At 64.3% G+C, this 17,486-nt stretch carries 21 protein-coding genes and 1 pseudogene; 8 read left to right on the top strand and 14 right to left on the bottom strand.

The genetic code is table 11. The annotated features are described in order from the left end of the window. Positions 1-68: 68 nt before the first annotated feature. Positions 69-533, bottom strand: a complete 465-nt coding sequence (locus QN239_RS31335) for a hypothetical protein (RefSeq protein ID WP_499017104.1) — start codon at positions 531-533, stop codon at positions 69-71. A 655-nt stretch (positions 534-1,188) separates the two neighbouring features. On the opposite strand from QN239_RS31335, the gene QN239_RS31330 reads away from it, so the two are divergent. Next, positions 1,189-1,794 carry a hypothetical protein gene (locus tag QN239_RS31330; RefSeq protein ID WP_499017103.1) on the top strand — a complete coding sequence of 202 codons (606 nt, stop codon included), beginning with the start codon at positions 1,189-1,191 and terminating at the stop codon, positions 1,792-1,794. A gap of 68 nt (positions 1,795-1,862) precedes the next feature. On the opposite strand, the gene QN239_RS31325 is transcribed toward QN239_RS31330, so the two are convergent. The 4 genes from QN239_RS31325 to tnpA form a co-directional block, all read right to left on the bottom strand. Further along, positions 1,863-3,458, bottom strand: a complete 1,596-nt coding sequence (locus tag QN239_RS31325) for an integrase (RefSeq protein ID WP_499017101.1) — start codon at positions 3,456-3,458, stop codon at positions 1,863-1,865. Between the two features lie 187 nt (positions 3,459-3,645). Continuing rightward, on the bottom strand, positions 3,646-4,077 hold the full coding sequence (locus tag QN239_RS31320; protein WP_499017100.1) for a hypothetical protein: 432 nt from the start codon (positions 4,075-4,077) through the stop codon (positions 3,646-3,648). Between the two features lie 16 nt (positions 4,078-4,093). Next, the gene (locus QN239_RS31315) at positions 4,094-4,699 is read right to left on the bottom strand and encodes a hypothetical protein (protein WP_499017098.1); all 606 of its coding nucleotides are present in this window, start codon (positions 4,697-4,699) and stop codon (positions 4,094-4,096) included. Positions 4,700-5,037: 338 nt separating this feature from the next. Continuing rightward, the gene (gene tnpA, locus QN239_RS31310) at positions 5,038-5,451 is read right to left on the bottom strand and encodes an IS200/IS605 family transposase (protein WP_499017097.1); all 414 of its coding nucleotides are present in this window, start codon (positions 5,449-5,451) and stop codon (positions 5,038-5,040) included. Between the two features lie 28 nt (positions 5,452-5,479). Between tnpA and QN239_RS31305 the strand changes: the two genes are divergently transcribed. Next, the gene (locus tag QN239_RS31305) at positions 5,480-6,688 is read left to right on the top strand and encodes an RNA-guided endonuclease InsQ/TnpB family protein (RefSeq protein WP_499017303.1); all 1,209 of its coding nucleotides are present in this window, start codon (positions 5,480-5,482) and stop codon (positions 6,686-6,688) included. 60 nt (positions 6,689-6,748) lie between these two features. Next, entirely contained in the window at positions 6,749-7,087 is a 339-nt protein-coding gene (locus QN239_RS31300; protein WP_499017095.1) for an Rv1443c family protein, read from the top strand. 488 nt (positions 7,088-7,575) lie between these two features. Here the strand turns inward: QN239_RS31300 and QN239_RS31295 are convergent, their stop codons facing one another. The 8 genes from QN239_RS31295 to QN239_RS31260 all read right to left on the bottom strand — a co-directional run bounded on the left by QN239_RS31295 (position 7,576) and on the right by QN239_RS31260 (position 12,328). Then, a complete protein-coding gene (locus QN239_RS31295; protein WP_499017093.1) occupies positions 7,576-7,851 on the bottom strand; it encodes a hypothetical protein in 276 nt (91 codons plus the stop codon). A 27-nt stretch (positions 7,852-7,878) separates the two neighbouring features. Next, positions 7,879-8,226 (bottom strand): VOC family protein, encoded by a 348-nt coding sequence (locus QN239_RS31290; protein WP_499017091.1) that lies wholly within the window; start codon positions 8,224-8,226, stop codon positions 7,879-7,881. Then, positions 8,226-8,399, bottom strand: coding sequence for a hypothetical protein (locus QN239_RS31285; protein WP_499017089.1), 174 nt, complete (start codon positions 8,397-8,399; stop codon positions 8,226-8,228). Before QN239_RS31285 ends, QN239_RS31290 begins: the two co-directional genes overlap by 1 nt. A 706-nt stretch (positions 8,400-9,105) precedes the next feature. Continuing rightward, positions 9,106-9,282, bottom strand: a complete 177-nt coding sequence (locus tag QN239_RS31280) for a hypothetical protein (RefSeq protein ID WP_499017087.1) — start codon at positions 9,280-9,282, stop codon at positions 9,106-9,108. Between the two features lie 108 nt (positions 9,283-9,390). Next, positions 9,391-9,531 carry a hypothetical protein gene (locus QN239_RS31275; protein WP_499017085.1) on the bottom strand — a complete coding sequence of 47 codons (141 nt, stop codon included), beginning with the start codon at positions 9,529-9,531 and terminating at the stop codon, positions 9,391-9,393. Next, positions 9,524-10,273, bottom strand: a complete 750-nt coding sequence (locus QN239_RS31270; RefSeq protein ID WP_499017083.1) for a hypothetical protein — start codon at positions 10,271-10,273, stop codon at positions 9,524-9,526. The genes QN239_RS31275 and QN239_RS31270 overlap by 8 nt, the downstream gene beginning before the upstream one ends. Next, positions 10,270-10,734 carry a hypothetical protein gene (locus QN239_RS31265; RefSeq protein ID WP_499017081.1) on the bottom strand — a complete coding sequence of 155 codons (465 nt, stop codon included), beginning with the start codon at positions 10,732-10,734 and terminating at the stop codon, positions 10,270-10,272. Before QN239_RS31265 ends, QN239_RS31270 begins: the two co-directional genes overlap by 4 nt. Before the next feature lie 565 nt (positions 10,735-11,299). Continuing rightward, positions 11,300-12,328: a hypothetical protein gene (locus tag QN239_RS31260; RefSeq protein WP_499017079.1), complete on the bottom strand. Its 1,029-nt coding sequence runs from the start codon at positions 12,326-12,328 to the stop codon at positions 11,300-11,302. Positions 12,329-12,811: 483 nt separating this feature from the next. Between QN239_RS31260 and QN239_RS31255 the strand changes: the two genes are divergently transcribed. From QN239_RS31255 to istB, 5 genes and pseudogenes are all read left to right on the top strand, one after another. Continuing rightward, entirely contained in the window at positions 12,812-13,144 is a 333-nt protein-coding gene (locus QN239_RS31255) for a DUF6968 family protein (RefSeq protein ID WP_499017077.1), read from the top strand. A 10-nt stretch (positions 13,145-13,154) separates the two neighbouring features. Next, positions 13,155-13,835 (top strand): hypothetical protein, encoded by a 681-nt coding sequence (locus QN239_RS31250; protein WP_499017076.1) that lies wholly within the window; start codon positions 13,155-13,157, stop codon positions 13,833-13,835. Between the two features lie 82 nt (positions 13,836-13,917). Next, positions 13,918-14,457, top strand: a complete 540-nt coding sequence (locus tag QN239_RS31245) for a hypothetical protein (protein WP_499017074.1) — start codon at positions 13,918-13,920, stop codon at positions 14,455-14,457. 135 nt (positions 14,458-14,592) lie between these two features. Continuing rightward, positions 14,593-16,300: pseudogene (gene istA / locus QN239_RS31240) on the top strand (IS21 family transposase). Then, the gene (istB, locus tag QN239_RS31235; protein ID WP_499017072.1) at positions 16,297-17,112 is read left to right on the top strand and encodes an IS21-like element helper ATPase IstB; all 816 of its coding nucleotides are present in this window, start codon (positions 16,297-16,299) and stop codon (positions 17,110-17,112) included. Before istA ends, istB begins: the two are co-directional and overlap by 4 nt. 13 nt (positions 17,113-17,125) lie before the next feature. Here the strand turns inward: istB and QN239_RS31230 are convergent, their stop codons facing one another. After that, complete coding sequence (locus QN239_RS31230; protein ID WP_499017070.1) at positions 17,126-17,392, bottom strand: hypothetical protein; 267 nt, start codon at positions 17,390-17,392, stop codon at positions 17,126-17,128. Between the last annotated feature and the right edge of the window lie 94 nt (positions 17,393-17,486).

Below are 17,486 nucleotides of genomic sequence, written 5' to 3'. Positions count from 1 at the left end.
CTCGACGCGACTGTATGTAGTGCGCGATGAGTTAGTCGCCGGGGCGCACTATGCCGGCTCCCAACAAGTTATTGGTCATGCAGATCTTTAGCGGTGCCGATAAACACGTCGGTGATCTCGGGTAGCCGGGATACCAAGTCCCATAGGGGCTTATCGGTCTCGTACCGCGCGGCGGCGTTCCCTTGGTCCCACTGCTGCTTCCAAGCCGCATAACCCGGCAGGTCATCGGGGTCGGAGCTGTAGTCCAGCGGATCAAGCCCGTCGGGATGCCTCGGCCGGATCACGTAAAAGCGTGCTAGTCGTCCGGTGTGGCGGTGGTACGCCACCACGTTGATCTTGAGCTCGCTTGGCATGTCGGTGCGCATCTGTACGCGGCCCAGAAGCTGCCACTCGTCCAGGTCTGACACCTGCAGGCAGGTGCCCTCGGTCAGTGTGATGGCCATCCGTCCATCGGAATGGACGTGCGCGATCACCTGGTCGGGGCTGTTCGGGCCGTAGTCGGGGCGCAGTGGCGGAGTCGGCGTGATGCTCATGCGTGATTTCCTTCGGTGGCGGTGGCCCCAGTGTTTGTGCTCTAGAGACCTAGATACGGCAAACCCCCGGGTGGGAGCCCGGGGGTGCCGGCACCTTTTTGCGCAGGGCCAGTGCCTTCCTTTCCCCGACGCCCATACCTGGGGCGGCGGCGACAGCTGGCGCGAGCGGGCCCACTAAAACGGAAGCCAAGTGCGAGCTAAACCGTTTGGTGGACCGGTGCGCCACTGACACTACTCCACTGCAGCGGCGCCGACCAAGAACTACATGTCGCTTGCACCTGGTATACTCGTACGTTAGCGCCCGGTACTATGTAATTACCTGACCAAGTGTGGCAGGTCTTCACTCAAAAGTAGCAGGTGAGAGACAGTGCCCCCACAGCCTGAACATCAAGCGCCGTCACGCCGCACTGCGCAAACATTCGCAGGGACTACTGCACACCGCGGCTCTCCCGTACGACGGTCCTTCGTGACACGCGAAGGTGAGGGCGGGAGTCCAACCGGCCTCGAAACTGTGATGCGAGCTGCGCGAGGCGGCGCCGGCGGTGGACGTGGCGGCCGGACGCGCCTAGCGCTGCTACTGAGCCTGTGGTGGGTCAACTCAATGCCGCCCTACTCGTCGCAACGTCCTGCCAGCTGGTGGGCCGAACTGATTGGCATGAACGATCCGGTCAGGGGGCCTCGCACCATCGCGGCCAACTTTCAGGAGCTCGCGCGACGAGGTTTCATCGCAATCGAGCCCGGTGAGCCAGGTATGGCCAACGTGGTCACTCTCCTCGATGACCATGCGCGGCCAGGTAAGCCGTATCTGCGGCCTGACGGCAAGAGCGGATCTTATTTTCGTGTACCGGACCAACTGTGGACTACTGGCGCGATCGCCAGGCTCAGCGGCCCTGGCCTGGCGATGTACTTGATCGTGCTGTCATATCACCACCGCCCGACAGGGATCGAACACCCGCCAGGAGAGGGGATTCGCACACCGGCAGCTCCTCCGGTGTGGTTTTCCCCCAAGGGGTTCAGCGAACGGCATGGACTGTCTGAAGACACTCGGCTGGCCGGAATCCGGGATCTCCGCGATGCGGGCATCGTCGAAGTCGAGACCGAGCATATCGACATCCAGAATCAGTCAGGGTCCGGACATCGCCGATTCCGTCGACAGCTGTTGACCCTGCACCCCCTCTACGTTCCGCCGCTGCCCGGTCGGGCCCCGACCCGTGCCACGGCCACGCCCACGGCCACGGCCACGGCCACGGCCACGATGTGAGAGAACCGGGCCGCAATCACCACCGCGAGCACTTTCTTGGCCGTGCAACGAGGTGCCGCGGAGTTGGTTCAGAACTCCAGTAGTTCCAGTAGTTTTCCCGCGTTGGTGGAGGTGCTGGGCGCAAGGTAATGGGTACGCGTCTCGGCGATAGCCGACAGTTCGATTGGTCGAACGTTGTGTTTTAGGCCGACGTGCACGACTCGGTCGATGCCGGCACCGATCAGGGGAGCAAGTGTTTCAGACAGGGAGTGCAGGCTGCTCTCCTGGATCTGGCCTCCGTGGACGATCATGTTCCTTTTGCGGTAGAGGCGGGTGAACTCACGGGTAAGGATGTCGGTGATCTTCTCGATCTCACCTCGCGGATTGGCCAGGGCGGGTCGGATGCGGTTCAGCGCGAGCGTATCCATCGCATTCAGATTCAGCGGTGGACTGTTGTGGAGGTGCTGTTGAAAGAGCTTGGCGCGGTCTAGGTTTTCGCTGCATTCCCGCATCTCGTCGGCGGCGGGTCCGCTATGGAGGTTGGTGTAGGAGCGTGAGAGCCATGACAGTTCCGCGCGCAGCATGCTTGCTGCGACGATCAACGCGAATCGTCGCGCGGCGATGACGTCCTGTTCGTCGGCCGGGCCGACCATCAGTGACTCGATAGCTGCCCAGCCGTTGACGACGGCGACGTGCGGGGGTCCGGTGCGGACTGCCTGCACGAGCGCCAGGGTGTTGGTGATGTAGTCGACCGTGTCGAGGTCGTGCAGGTGTCCTAGGCGTTCGAAGGCGTGCACATTGATGACGCGGTTGGTGGCGTGGGCGGGGAATTCGTTGCCTTTGTCCTTCGACCACATGCTCGGGTTCAGGGTGATCGGCTTCTTCGCGCCTAGTTGCAGCTTGGTTGCGAGGTTGGATATGCGTGTGCGGGCTCGGTCTGCTGCGGTGTTGATGTCATGGGCAGACACCTCGATGAGGAACGAGCCTTGCTGAGATACTCCAGGCGCCTTCGCCGCATACTGCGCTTTCCACTCGGTTGTCTGCTGGGCGGTCAGCCAGCCAGGTGGTGGCCCCGATCCGTCGAACTTCGGGGAACTCTGTACTGGAACGCAGAACGTGTAGAGCTTGAGAGGCTTCTTCAGTCGAGCGTCAGCCTCGCGTAAGAAGTCACCGATCGACAAGGTGGTTGATGGATCGTCTCGGATCGTTCGCAGCCAGGCGTAAACGCTACTCTTGTGCATCCCTGCATCGAGAAGGTGAGCGGTGATCCGCCGCGCGGCGCCTTCAATATCGATTCGCCGGCGGGGGTCTGGATCCGGTACGGCGTCGAATGCCGTAGCCCACGTCTGGAGATAGTCCTGGTCATATCGATCGAGGTGCTCGCGCAGACTCACCCAGGCATGGTCGGAGTACGTCACCCCCGGTTTGATGCCGGCCAGATTGCCTAGAGCCTGTCCGCGATCCGCGATGCCGTTATCGGTCTGCAGACTGTGCCGGCAGTGCTTTCTCAAGTCGGCGATCGCAGACTCCGGAGTACCAGGCCGCGCGCTTTCGTCGCGAAGTTCGCGTCCGACCTGCAACGTCCCCGCACGCCAGAGCCGGCGGTGCCACGGAGCGCGCGTCGAGCAAATCTCCATGATCCTGGCGGTGAAGTCGGCATACTCCGGTGGTTCCTGGATCGGCATGTGGTACATTTAAGACGTAAACGAGCTACATGCCCGGCCTTGCCGACCATAAGCTCGTTTTTTCTTCCAAGAAGTACAAACGAAGAGAATCTATAAAAGATCGGATTGCCCTGCCCAGGGCAATCCGATCTTTCTCTATGTCCAGAGTTCCCTCGCTCTGACGAGACAACGTCCCTGGACATCACAGCTAGCTGTCGTCGATGAGGACGTTGATGATGTCGGTTCCGTTGCCGGGCTGGCTTTCTCGGGTAAGGACCCGGATAGGTATGGCACCTGTTCGTCTGAGTGGCACGTGGTGGTGGTAGTCCTCGGTCTCCAGGATGCTGCCGAAGGTGAGTTCGGGCTGAGGGAAGTTCAGGGGCGTGTCGAAAATGAGTCGCCCCAGCCCAGCGGTGTCGGCGCCGCGGTAGACGTAGATGTCGACGGTGCGGTCGGCGTGCTCGTCCTGGTCGTCGGCGAAGGTGTAGACGTGGATGCTGGATTCGTCAGCAAGGTATTCGTCGGCATCATCATCGAATTCAGGAACGGTCCTCGAGCCCAGCGCCGAGAAACGCACTTGGTGGTAGATCGGGATCATGGTGGCTTGGGCGAGTAGTTCATTCCCGGTCATCCCTGTCATCAGTGTCCTTTCTGACTCAGCGGGGTTTGGGGTGGTGCTGGCTGCTCTTCTTCTTTTTCTTCTTCTGATCGCGGTTCTTGTGTGCCGATGATCCTTGGTCGTCGTGAGTGCGGTTCTCACGAGCGGAGATCGTCCCGGCTTTCTGAATGGCGGTAACGCGCTGACGGTTAGTCACCGTAGTCACCCGCTGCTCATCGAGGGCGCGCTGTTGGGCGGGATTCGACGGTCGCAGCTGTGGCTGCCGATTGAGGAGGTCGCGTTGGGCGCAGCTGCGGCAGCTGATCTGTCCGGAGCGATCTCTGAATACGATCTCGGCACGGTCACCGGGCTTGAGTTGGTACTTCTGGCGCAAGTTTGACCAGATGTTGCCCTCGCGCGAGGATGCCGTCGGATTCAGGTAGCGGACGGTGGGACGACCGGTACCGCGATCAGCGCTCATAGCGAGGGGTTTTTCGTCGCGGGCGAAGCCTGACCGTAGTGGGAATCCTTTCATCGCTTCGTTGCGATTGGCGAGCTGAGTCGCCTCGTCAGCGATGGTGAAGGGGCTGGGCTGGTCGAGGATCCCGGCCTCGTAGTGATCGATGAAGGGCCCCTGCCCGCCCATCTTGGTCTCGTCGTACACACCGGCAGGGTGCTGGGTGACACATCCGCAATCGAGCGTGTGCCCCGGCGGGACATCGCGCGGGGTCTTGACAGGGGGAGCGTTGGGCGCTTTCGGTGTACCCACGCCGGGCACCGGCGCCTTCGCTGTGATGTCGTCAACGAGCTGCGTGGGTGGGGTCGGGCCGGCTTTGGCGACGCCCACGACACTCTCGGCGGCGTGGGTGAGGTCGTCAGCGTGCTTGGCGAGTTGTTCAGCAGCGAGTTCGGCGCCTTCTTTGACCGGGTTCTTGGGCGCAAGCCTCGGACTTTAGTCCGGGGTGAGCCCATCCCTGGTTGTCAGCGGGCGTAGCCCGGTGTTCAGAGTGGGCGGGCTTGGCCGTCGATGTACTGCTTGATGATCGACAGCGGTGCGCCTCCACAGGAGACGGCGAAGTAGGACGGGGACCAGAGGTGTCCGCGCATGTGCGCACGGATGCAGATGCCGGTGTACTCGCGGCGGACCGCGTGAGCGGTTCGGCCTTTGAGGCGTTGCACCAGGGTGGAGATCGCCAGGGTGGGTGGGTAGGCGACGAGCAGGTGGACGTGGTCGGTTTCTCCGTTGAACTCGATCAGTTCGGTGTCGAGTTCGGCGCACACGCCGTGCATGGTGTTTTCGGTGAAGGTGAGCATGGCGTCGGTGAACACCGGTCGCCGGTACTTCGTGACGAACACCAGGTGGGCGTGCAGTACGGAAACGCTGTGTCGGGCGCGTCGATAGGTCGTTGTTGTCACAGGTCGCCTTTACAGTCGTGGTGTGCAGATGCGTTATCGGTATCGCATTGAACCGACACCGGCCCAGCAGTTGATGTTGGCGCGGGTGTTCGGGTGCACTCGGGTGGTGTTCAACGACGCCCTGCGGGTCCGGGATGAGGCGTATCGGGCCGGGGTGAAGTTGTCCGATAGTGAGATTCAGCGTCGGGTGATCACCGCAGCCAAGACCACCGAGGCGCGTGGTTGGCTGAGCGAGGTGCCCAGTGTGGCGTTGGTGCAGTCGGTCAACGATTCCCGCCGGTCGTGGCGCAACTTCTTCGACTCGGCCACCGGGAAACGCAAGGGCCGCAGGGTGGGTCGACCGCGGTTCAAGTCGCGTAAGGGCCATCGGCAGTCGTTTCGGTTGACCCGCAACGGGTTCAGCCTCAAAGCGAACGGTCGACTATTCCTGGCCAAGGTCGGCGAGGTGAAGGTGCGTTGGTCCCGCGAGCTGCCGTCAGCGCCGTCCTCGGTGACGATCATTCGAGAGCCCGACGGACATTTCTACGCCAGCTTCGTCGTCGAGGTGCCGGCAGTCCCGCTGCCGGCGACCGACCAGGAAGCCGGGATCGACGTCGGGATCGCCCGGCTGGCGACGGTCGCCACCACCGATGGCCGCCGAGTCGATATGGCGAATCCGAAGCATTTGGGCCGCAAGCTGCGCAAGCTGCGTCGGTTGGAGCGGGAGAAGTCCCGCCGACAGAAAGGATCGGCCAACAGAGGCAAGACCAGGCGCAGGGTCGCGATCGCGCACAACGAGGTGGCGCGGGCGCGGCGGGACTATCACCATAAGGCGGCTTTGGCGTTGGTGCGCGAGAACCAAGTGCTCCACGTCGAAGACCTCAACATCGCCGGAATGGTGCGCAATCGCCGGCTTGCACGCGGCATCAGCGATGCCGGGTGGGGCCAGTTCGTAAAGATCATCGGCGAGAAAGCCGACCACTACGGGCGCACCGTGCACACGGTGTCGCGGTGGTTGGCATCGAGCAAAACCTGCTCTACGCCGGGGTGTGGGCATCGCCTCGACGACCTCCCACTACAGACCCGGCAATGGACGTGCCCGTCGTGCCAGGCCGTTCACGACCGAGACCACAATGCCGCCAACGTCATTCTCGCTGCCGGGCGGGCAGAGAGACTAAACGACTGTGGAGCCCGTGTAAGACCGCAACCTGTTGCGGCAGTGGGTGTTGAAACAGGAAGCACCCCAACAGCGGCGTAAGCCGCCACGGGAATCCCCGGACTTCAGTCCGGGGAGCACGTCAATTACGTCCTGAGACCAGTGCTACGCATATATCGCCTCGACGTACCCAACCACATCGAAATCGGTACCCAAGGATCGGCGCGCCTTTGGTGGTTCGGCTTCATTCCCGCCTGGACCCACCACCTGACCATCAAACAGCTCGACCCGACCGAGATCTACACCCACGAACACGGCGGCCCCGTGCACACGTGGAACCACCGTCTCACCTTCGAGCCCATTGACGATCGGCACTGCCGCTACACCGACGAAATCGAAACCGACGACGGCCTTCACGGAATCCTGACCAGGATTTTCATCAAGCTCATGTTCCGCCACCGCCACCACCGCTGGCAAACGATCGCAACAATCCTGCACTGATCCATGTACACCCTGGGGCCAGCTGCACAACGATGCGGATCGGCTATGGGACCCGGGTTCGTTAGCAAAGCAATCTCGTCTTCACCGCCCGAAGTGGGCCAACTAGCTCCGTCACCGTGGGACCGAATTACCTTGACAATCAGCAACTCGCTGGTCATGGACTTTGAGACGTTTCCGAATCCACCCCTTGACTCTTAGCGCCATCGGAGGTCTTGTCTCACACCGCGTGTCCCGAATCTCCGATGTCGACAGGCAATGGGGACGAGGTCGCGCCACGGCCTCGGGGTTACATGTCGCGGACGGTCCGGTTCTCATTCGCAAGGTTTACACATGTCTCCAACGTGCCGAACTGCACAGACAAGCCGGCTGGCCCGCTTTGTTACTGATAAGCGGTCTGCCACACCGATACCGGTCAGCCTTTTCTTGTGGCGTCGCTGCGGGACCCGCAGGCCCGAGCACGGGAATCGGCGGTCGACACCACCGACGGCCTACAGGGCGTCGCCGGGCACGTTCGTGCCGACCTGTGCGCCGCCTTCATTGATCCCGCCGCCCCTGTACTCGCCCAGGTACTCGGCCCGCCACCGAGGCCAGTCGAGGTAGGCCACACCGGCGCCTGCGCGGTAGCGGCGATACTGCCCGCGGACCGTGCGCAAGGAGCGGCGAGCCTCTCGGGCGGCGCGGCGCGCAGCGTTCCTGGCGGTCGCCTCCTGCGCCGCGGTGAGCTCGACGGGTGGGTCGCGGAAGATCTTCCGGTTGCCGAACATGTTGCGGAGTGTATGTCCGACTGGGTGTTACTTCTCGCGTAGCAGGACAACGGTGTTGCCGATGGGTTCGCTCACCCACCAACCGTCACCATCGCGGGTTCGTTCGGGCAGCGCGAAAGCGCGGTCCATCAACCGCTGCACTGCGGCGTCCACGTCCGGGCCCCGGAACTCCAACCCGGTTGCGGTGTGCGGCCGCGATGTGGCCGGGTACAGCTCCAGCACGAGGCCGGTCTCGGCACAGGTCACCGACCAGTGATCAGGTCCTTGTTCGTGCTTCTCGGCGATGGGTTCGGCGTCGAGGATCGCACCGTAGAACTTCGCGGCGCAGTCGAGAGTGGGCGGCGGGATGTACGGCACAATCAAGCTCAGCCTCATCAGTCCCTCCTCGACAACCGCATCTCCGACTGCGGAGCGATCCGCAGCTCGCCGCGGGCCTCCTGCTCCCGCAACGCCTTCTGCTTCTCGCCCGGCAGCGTAGCCACGTACTCCTGAGCGATCACCGCTGAGCCGGGAACGACGCGCAGACCACTGCCGGAGTCGGGGTGCACGTCCGGACAATCGGCAATGCAGCAGCCGCACTCCGAGTAGCGGGAGTAGTCGATCTCGGTGTGGTCGGATTCCTCGCTGCGGATCGACGGCAGGGTGCAGCGGCCCCGACACCGCCACCCGCGACGCTCTGCGAGCCAAGTACGGGCAGTGGTTGTCCGACCACTGACACGGCGCGTAGTTGGACGGCGGATGAGAATTCGATTGCCATCACTGCCGATGCGCCAGTAGCGTCCAGCCACGACTCCGCCCAAGTCGCATCTACTCGGTAAGGGTGCGACCTACCGCGCACGGTGAGGGTGGCTGCCCGTTCGAGCCGGGCCGGAGCCGGAGGGCCCACCGCAGCGCGGAGCGATCGGGGTCCTCATCCACGGCGCCGATCGGAGGGACTGCCGTCAACGATGATCCGAGGCCGGCGGTGCCGCCGCTGTCGTTGTTCCACGGGAGGCGCGAAGCCGCCCTGATGTCGATTTTGCGGACCGGGCTGCGGCCATCAGGCAGTGGCTGGGTCGCGCTGTCGCCGAGTGCCGGGGCTGCGCACCGCTTCGCCGCTCGGCACACCCGGCCTTGCGTCCTGCGGGTCGCTGCGGGCCAGATGGCAGCCGAGGGCTATGAGTTCTTCGAGACGTCTGAAGGAGGTGTGGCTGACCGCCGCCGTTCCCGCCCGCTACGTCGGCTTGGGCTGACACCACGCAGACGCGGCCGCGTTCAGGACGGCAACGTCAGTGCGGTCTTGGCGTTCTCCGCTCGCGTGCCCGAACGGGTCCAGGGACCGGTGTCGCGGTGCCACTCGATCATGTCCAGCGACGGCAGCCCGGGCCGGGGCTGCACCCAGTAGTGGACCTCCAGGATCGCCAACAGGCCGTCGTGGGGGAACAGGATCACCCCGCCGATTGCGTTGCCGTCGGCGTCGAAGACGTCAGCGTCGATGTCGACGGGCCGGGCGGCGGCCGAGCGCGGAAGGTCGTCGCCGACCGGATGCAGGTTCAGGGTTCAGCAGCCGCAGGCACAGCCCTGGGTCACCAGCAGTGAGCGGGCCTGCACCCGCAGCTCCTCGACGCCGGGGAAGTCGAAGGCCAGGAACGCGTGCACCAACGCGGCCTCGGGCGGGGTCATCGGGCGGGGATCAGACATGGGAGTTGCCTGTTGTGGCGAACCAGGCGGTGGTCACGCCGCGGGTCCTCGGTGGTGGAAACGAAACGTTGTCGGCGCCGAGGGGACCCACCTGCACCGTCCAGCGTGGTTGAGAGCGATCGATGGGTTGCGCACCGTCGGCGGTGGCCACCAGGACCGCATCAGCGCCCTGGCAGCCGTAGGCGCCCACCAGGCCGTCGTGGCGGCCGCCCCAGGCGCCGCCGTTGCGGATGCGACATTGCGTGCCGTCATCGAGGAGCAGGGCGAACGGGCGGGGGGAGGACAACGGTACGGCCTCGGGCAGCACATCGGTCACCGTTGCCCGGTGAAGTTCTTTGCGCCAGGGGTCATCGACGCACAGCAGTGTCGAGCCGGTCGAGCGCCAGCACACATCAGCCCCGGCCGCCGACGGCGAGCATCGGTAGATCCCGGCATCGGCACCGGAAGGGGACGCATCGCACATGGAGACCGTGTTGTTCGCGTCCGCCGGCGTGGTGTCCCGGTAACCGTTGGCGGGTTGTCCGTCGACGACCGCCGCCACGTTGACGACCTGCGTCGCCGTCGCCGTCTGCGGGGCGGCTGCTGCACTGGACGCCGCAGTCACGGAAGCGCCTGTGGGCGCGGCCGCGGTCCAGGACTCGCAGGCCGAACCTGTCGCCGCCGCGAGAACGAGAACCCCGCACGCCACGGCCCGCCGTAGCGGCAGAAATCCTTGATGGGCGGACGGGAGTGTTGTGCTCACGACCCGATTCTGCGCTGCAACGCAGCGTCGGGGAGCAGGACACCCGGAACGGCGAAGGTGTCACCGGCGTTCATCCGCAGCACCACCACCGTGCCCGAACGCCGCGCAGACCGGATGGCCGACCGGTCCAGTACCAGGGTTCGGTCGGGGCAGTCGAACCGCAGTACCTGTTCGTCGGAGCCCGCTGCCCACCGTGAGCCGGCTGCGCAGATGCGCTTGTTGCGGCGGTACACCAACGCCATCGACACGAGCTGCAGCAGTGCCAGGTAGCCGGCGAACGTTCCCAGGAGCAGCATCCCCGCGGCGGCTGCGCGGGCGCCGGCAGCGACCGCGATACCAGCGACAGCGGCGGCGGCGACCAGCGAACCGATGCCCACCCGCAGCCACGCCCGCGGTCGGGCGAACGCCGAGATCGTCGCCCGCCGCGCATCACCGTCGCCGGCGACCCAGTGAATCGTCACGGGCGGTACTGGCCGCGCATCCTCTGGTCTCACCCCGCTGCCTCCAAACATCTCGCGCCAGCATGGCAATGCCGGACTTGTACAGCCAGCATCGTGTACTGCCCCGTCGAAGTATCATCACCCCCCCTCACCGGCGCCTGCTCCACCTTCTTCAGACAGACCACGACCTGGGGTGTGGGTGTGATCAAGGGTCGACGACCATCACGATCATCAGGCGGGTGGGGTTCTCGACGAGGACGGGGGTGAACGCGACCCAAGAGGTGCCCTGCGCCGGTTCGGCTAACGGATGGACCGAGCCGGACCTTGCCTCGCATCCGGCCCGTGAGGCTTGCCTGTGGGCTGTTGATGATCAGGCGTGGATCAGCGAGGTCGATCTCCATCGACGCCCCCACCACTGGCGTCGATCCGAAGGCGTCGATGGGGCCGATGATCCGAACGGTCCGGCGCACGATCTCCTCCTTCGCAAGACGCTCGTCGATCTCCTCAGTGGTGGGTACGAGGACCGCCGGCAACGACCATCGGTGGCGTCGCGGAGCCCGCCCGCACTGGTCTTGTGCTCAGGTGGTCATGACGTGCATAGGCGAGTCATCGAGTCCAACTCGCCCACGAAGCTTTTGAGCAAGTCCACGTAGTGGGTCTGCGGCCCGATCAACATTTCTGGCCGGGTATCGAAGTCTGGCTGCCGCGTGCGGCCCACCACTTCCACCGCCTGGTCTGCCAGGTCGACGATACGGCGAATACGGGGCGCGGTGTCGGGGTCATCGCCGGCGTCGGAGGCATAGGTGTGCAGCCGCTGTACCCACTGCTGGTAGTCGGCCAGCGGCGGGCCGCCAGGACCGATGTTGGAGGTCCATATGAACTCGGAATCGCCATCGTTCACGATCGACCGCCAGGCGTGGCAGCCGCGTTCTTTCGGCGAGAAGTGAACAGCCACCGCGAACGATGCGAAATACCCAAGGCTGATGAGCGCCGCAGCTATCAGCATCCACACATTTCGTCTCGGTCGAGCCGCGGGAGGGCTGGTGATGGTGTCGATCGCGGCGGTGACGCCGGGATCGTCCTGGGCGGCGGCGCGTAACAACGCCAGCCGGGGCCTGCGTAGCCTCGCGTGAATTTCAGGAGACATCATGAGGGCCGCGATGAACCACATCGTTAGTGCGATCGCGAGTCTGTGATCGGTAGCGAAGTAGGCCAGGCAGCTCGACGCCGCGTAGAGGACCGCGAAGATGGTACGGGCGCGCCATGTGCGTAGGCGTTGCCGCTCTGACAGCGCGTGCAGGCTCAGCGCCGCTACTAGGACGGCCGCATCGGTGGGGATGGGTTCGTGTCGCCGCCACACCCGCGCTACCTGTCGGCACTGATGGTCATCGAGGCCGGCCAACGCTTGCCGGTGGCGCGCGAGCGCCAGACGCCCGTAGCGCGCTAGCGTCCAGCTCAGCAGGAGGCTGATCGCGGCACAGACGCCGGCGAACAGCAGCCACCAGGTCCACCGATCGTATCCATGGTGGCGTAGCCTCACCGCGGCATTGCCGAACAGGCACGAAAAGATCCAGGCCGAACCGATCAGTAACCGTCGGCGTTCGGACAGGCGCATACCCCAGATCCACATCGCCTATCGGCCTTTCTGTTCAGTGGTGGTGCGCGGTGTGTCGGTCCTCATCGAAATCTTTCCGATCGGGGGCGTTGCTTTCGCGGTGATCCAAAGGTGGGCGGGTGCAGGATTGCTCCCGGGGCGTGGGTCGGTGAAACGCGGGCGTCGACGCGGCGCCAGACATGGAGGACCGGGATGCGGTCCAGAAGGTCGACGGCCGGGTTCATTTGCTGTCTTCGAGAAATTATGCCGGGTTGACGCCTCAGTCAGTATATGCGATGGTCCTAACAGATTGTGGTGGACGACGATGGCAAATCAGCAGGCTAGAGTGGCCTCTCACTCTCCGGTGATATCGCCCTTGAGAGGGTGCGGGTGGCGACTAGGTGGGGGAGCGCGACGCGCGGGTCGGGCGTCGCTTCATTCTTAGCTGTGATCCCATCCGCGTTGTTCGCCGCACAGAGTGAACCAGTGAAGGAGACCTCACCCATGGAGTTGGACTTCGACGAGCCGATGGCTACGCGCGTGCTGCGCACCGCCGCCGCTACCGTGGTAACAGTTGAGCTCGGACCCCCCCAACCGTTCGAACCGGCGGCGCCGGCGGACCAAGGTTGGTACTGCCCCTTCCGTATCACCGGCACTGCTGACCAGCCGTGGATCAGCTTCGGCGGCGGCATAGATGGCATTCACGCCATCACGATCGCGCTCGCCCGAGTTGGCGACTACTTGGATAGCCGGGCGGCTCTCGGACTTACCTTTGATGGAGGCTCTGAACTCGGCTTCCTCAGCGCTAGCCGCCTACCGCTGAGCAGCCGCGAATGAGTCACGTCCGTTGATCATGGCGAATACGGTGCTCTGTGATGTGCAGGTGACACCCGATGGTGCTGTTGTGGTGATCGAGGATGTCGGCGCTCGTGGCGTGCCGGGGATCTATGCGCACGAGGCGATCGGCTGTGTCGTGACTCCGCCGCGGCCTGTGCATGCGATCTGGGTGCGCACGATGAGCATGTTTGACGGTGAGCTTCTCGGTCACCAGGTTCGGGTGCGGGTCCTGGTCGGCACCGACACCCGAGGACTTGGAAGGCCGGTGTACCAAGGCGAGTTCACCGTTGCCAGTGGGGTTTTGGCGATCGGTGAGGCCCGCAATCCGGATCGCCAGCTGTTGTTCGGAATTCCCGCCACACTGCGGGTCACGGTGCTGGTGGAGACCGCCGATGAGGTGATCCACTTCAGCGATCCGCCGGCGGACTATCCGGTCTCGGGTCCCACCGGTGTCACAGTGCTCATCGAGGACAACCCCGGGTTCACCCACGCGGTGAGCAACACCGTCCTGCGCCGGCGGTGGTGGCTTCGATGGCCGGTAATTCGCCGCAAGCTTCACGGCAGCTCCTGGCCACCGGTGCCCCTTCGACGAAAGGACCGCTGTGCGCATTCAGGTTTCACCGCCGTGTGCGGTGCCGATGTTCCAGGGTGCACAGGCCGGGCTGTACCGGGCGCCGAAATCCCGGTGTGACGCCGCGGCCGGATGCAGCGCGCCGCGAGGGCCTAGTGCCCGGGTTCGCTCAGTTCGACGAGGGTGGCAATAAGGTGAGGCCGTGGTCGATGAGAATCGGGTCTCCCAGCCTGTTACGGCTGCTACGTCTGGTCGCGCAGGTGAGCTGGCAGGGTTCCTGACGCTGGGGCATGTGTTTGGTGGCCTTGGAGCTGAACACGATCCGCCGATAGCCCTCGACGACATGTATCTAATCCGGCACAGCTTCAACAGCAGCGATGAAGGCGGGCTGAGGGGGCGAGAGGATCTGACTCCGAGGCGGGTGCGGGACTACACGCGCTACCAGGATATTTCGTCGAGGCTGTTTCCCGCCGATCCAGGACGGTATTGGGTTGTGTTCATCGCCGACGGCCAACGGCGTTCGCGGCTCTACGGCACTTTCGAGAATCGTGGTGAGGTCCTGGCCGAGCGGACGGAGACCAATCGATTCTGGGATCTGCAGCCGAGCGGATTTCTAGCGCCCTTGGCGAATCGGCTGGTGGTGGAGTGGAGTAACCCGCGCCGATGGCACCGCAGAGCTACCGGTGCCACGAGCCTGCCGGTGCTGGAGATCGCGGACCGGGACAAGGTCCCGTGTCTGTGACAGGTTGATTCGGACCCGGTGTGACGGCTTGATTCGGGACCACTTTGTTCGGCTCATCGGCGTGGTTGTGACGGTTTGATTCAGGACCACCTCAACGTGGACTCCATCAGTTGGAGCGAGTTGGGTGGAGGGCCGATGGGACTGCGTGTGGAATTGTTCGCCGGTATTCGTCGCGATGCCCGGGTCGATGGATTGTCGATTCGGACACTGGCGCGTAAGTATCGAGTCAGTCGCAGCACGGTGCGCCAGGCGTTGGCTGATCCGGTGCCTCCGCCGCGTAAGACTCCGGTGCGCCGGTCGCCGAGACCTGACCCGTTCAAATCGGTGATTGATGCGATGTTGTGGGCTGATACGACAGCACCGCGCAAGCAGCGCCATACCGCGCGGCGGATTCTGCACCGGCTGATTGAGGAACACGGCGCGGTCGATCTGTCGTATTCAACCGTCCGGGACTACGCCCGTGTGCGTCGTGCCCAGATCGATATCGAAGCGGGCCGCCGGGTGGAGGTGTTCGTCCCGCAGGAACACCCGCCCGGGGCGGAAGCCGAGGTCGATTTCGGCGAGGTGTGGGTGATGCTGGCCGGGGTGAAAACCAAGTGCCACATGTTCGTGTTCTGGCTGGCCCACTCGGGTAAGGCGATTCACCGTGTCTATCCCACCCAAGGGCAGGAAGCGTTCCTGGAGGGCCACATTGAGGCGTTCGCGGCGATCGGGGGTGTCCCGACACGCCATATCCGCTACGACAATCTGACCTGCGCGGTGGCGACGGTGCTGCACGGAACGGATCGGCGTCGCACCGAAAACCAGCGTTGGATCCTGTTTCGGTCACACTTCGGGTTCGATGCCTTCTACTGCCAGCCCGGTATCGCTGGGGCGCATGAAAAGGGCGGTGTGGAAGGCGAAGTCGGCCGTTTCCGCCGTAACCGGTTGTCTCCGATGCCCGAGGTCGACTCCCTAGCCGGAGCTCAATGATCGGATCCGCGGCTGGGAAGCCGAAGATGACCACCGGCGTATCGGTGACCGGATCCGCACCATCGGGGAGGACTTCGCCACCGAGCAACCCCTGTTGGCGCCGTTGCCGTTCGAACCGTTTGATCCTGGCCTGGTGCTCACGCCGCGGGTGGATCGGTCGGCGTTGATCACGGTGCGGATGGCGAAGTATTCGGTGCCGGTGCGGTTCATCGGGCGCAAAGTTCGGGTCTCGTTGCGGGCCAACGAGGTGGTGGTATTCGACGGGGCCAACGTGATCGCGACCCATCCACGGATCGCGACCAGGGGTGGGTCCAGTGTGTTGTTGGATCACCACCTGGAAGTCCTCAAGATCAAACCGGGCGCGTTTCCCGGGTCGACCGCGCTGGCCCGGGCGCGGGCGACGGGCACGTTCACCGCGGCGCATGAGGCGTTCTGGGCTGCCGCTCGGCGGGTCAACGGCGGTGGTGCGGGCACTCGGGAGTTGATCGAGGTGCTGTTGCTGCACCGAACTATGGCTGAACTGGATGTGATCGCGGGGATCACCGCCGCGGTGTCGATTGGCTCGGTGAGCGCTGATGTGGTGGCGGTGGAAGCCCGCCGTCACGCTGCCCAGCACGAGGGTGGTCCCGAATCAGACCGCCATCTTGGTGCGCATGAAACACCATATGAGCAGCGCGTTGTCAGCCTGACTCAGCGCAGGCTCACCGATTCAGCAGCGATCATCGCGGGCCCACCAGCTGATACCCGGCCACTACCCAACGTCGCCGTCTATGACGAACTGCTGGCCCGCCGCCGCCCCAGTTCCAGCGCCGACACCCACCCGGCGAGCGCCACGCCGACCACCACCAGAGAAGAGAGTCACGTGTCATGAGCCCAGCCGCCACTTCGGTGACCACCACGCTGCGCCGCCAACGCGGCCTGACCGAACCCGCCGCCCTCGCAGCGATCGATCAAGCCTGCCGCCGGCTACGTTTACCCACCATCCGCGCCGTCCTCGACGAAGGCCTAGCGGCAGCGAACCGGGAACAACTGTCCTATCAAGGGTTTCTGGCCGAGCTGCTGCTGGCCGAATGCGATGACCGCGACCGCCGCTCCACCGTGCGTCGCGTCAAAGCCGCCGGGTTCCCCCGCCAGAAGTGGTTGGGTGACTTCGATTTCGAGGCCAACCCGAACATAAACCCGGCCACCATCCACCAACTCGCCACCGGGGACTGGGTGACTAAAGGTCAACCGCTGTGCCTGATCGGCGATTCCGGCACCGGCAAGTCCCATCTGCTCATCGCGTTGGGAACCGCTGCAGCTGAGCGCGGCTACCGGGTGCGCTACACCCTGGCCACCCGCTTAGTGAACGAGCTGGTCGAAGCGGCCGACGACAAACAACTCACCAAAACCATCGCCCGCTACGGCAGAGTGGATCTCCTCCTGCTTGATGAGCTCGGGTACATGGAGCTCGATAAACGCCGCGCTGAGTTGCTGTTTCAGGTGCTGACCGAGCGGGAGGAGAAGAACTCGGTGGCCATCGCCAGCAACGAGCCCTTCAGTTCGTGGACAAAGACGTTCACCGATCCCCGGCTGTGCGCGGCGATCGTGGACCGGCTCACCTTCGGGGGCACCATCATCGAAACCGGCACCGACTCCTACCGCCTCGCCCACGCCCGCACCAAGAACACCGCCGCCGGCTGAACGAGAACACCACTCACCTCCGCGAGATCGACGCAGCCTCACGTGGTGCCGCAGCACCTTTGAGCGCGCCCCAGGCGACGTCGGCGCCTTTACAGAACAGCCGCCCAGCGATCGACATGTACAGGAAATAGGTCAGATACACCGGCACTGTGCCCCATTGGGTAACCCATTCGGGCAGAGCGGTAATCGCCGCGAACCCGCCCGCGAGCATCACCAGCCCGGCCAGCAGCGCGGCGAAGTCTTTGAACCCGAACTGGGCTCGTTCGTTGAAGGTGTGCATGATCCCCCGATCGGTAGATGTTCGTAGCCCTTGACGTGTTCGAGCGCCACGCCGCTGCGCGTCTTCGGTCAGGACATGTTGCTGCGGTCGGAGC

Origin of the sequence: Mycolicibacterium sp. Y3, assembly GCF_051188035.1 — a bacterium.
Classification (GTDB): Bacteria; Actinomycetota; Actinomycetes; order Mycobacteriales; family Mycobacteriaceae; genus Mycobacterium; species Mycobacterium fluoranthenivorans.
Note: the sequence above shows the minus strand (reverse complement) of the source record. Positions and strands in the feature narration are given on the sequence as shown.

What these genes read in the sequence shown, in the direction of transcription:
- QN239_RS31335 (WP_499017104.1), bottom strand. Translation starts at nt 533, where the DNA reads ATGAGCATCACGCCGACTCCGCCACTGCGCCCCGACTACGGCCCGAAC.
- QN239_RS31330 (WP_499017103.1), top strand. Translation starts at nt 1,189, where the DNA reads ATGAACGATCCGGTCAGGGGGCCTCGCACCATCGCGGCCAACTTTCAG.
- QN239_RS31325 (WP_499017101.1), bottom strand. Translation starts at nt 3,458, where the DNA reads ATGCCGATCCAGGAACCACCGGAGTATGCCGACTTCACCGCCAGGATC.
- QN239_RS31320 (WP_499017100.1), bottom strand. Translation starts at nt 4,077, where the DNA reads ATGACAGGGATGACCGGGAATGAACTACTCGCCCAAGCCACCATGATC.
- QN239_RS31305 (WP_499017303.1), top strand. Translation starts at nt 5,480, where the DNA reads ATGCGTTATCGGTATCGCATTGAACCGACACCGGCCCAGCAGTTGATG.
- QN239_RS31295 (WP_499017093.1), bottom strand. Translation starts at nt 7,851, where the DNA reads ATGTTCGGCAACCGGAAGATCTTCCGCGACCCACCCGTCGAGCTCACC.
- QN239_RS31290 (WP_499017091.1), bottom strand. Translation starts at nt 8,226, where the DNA reads ATGAGGCTGAGCTTGATTGTGCCGTACATCCCGCCGCCCACTCTCGAC.
- QN239_RS31275 (WP_499017085.1), bottom strand. Translation starts at nt 9,531, where the DNA reads ATGTCTGATCCCCGCCCGATGACCCCGCCCGAGGCCGCGTTGGTGCAC.
- QN239_RS31260 (WP_499017079.1), bottom strand. Translation starts at nt 12,328, where the DNA reads ATGCGCCTGTCCGAACGCCGACGGTTACTGATCGGTTCGGCCTGGATC.
- QN239_RS31255 (WP_499017077.1), top strand. Translation starts at nt 12,812, where the DNA reads ATGGAGTTGGACTTCGACGAGCCGATGGCTACGCGCGTGCTGCGCACC.
- istB (WP_499017072.1), top strand. Translation starts at nt 16,297, where the DNA reads ATGAGCCCAGCCGCCACTTCGGTGACCACCACGCTGCGCCGCCAACGC.
- QN239_RS31230 (WP_499017070.1), bottom strand. Translation starts at nt 17,392, where the DNA reads ATGCACACCTTCAACGAACGAGCCCAGTTCGGGTTCAAAGACTTCGCC.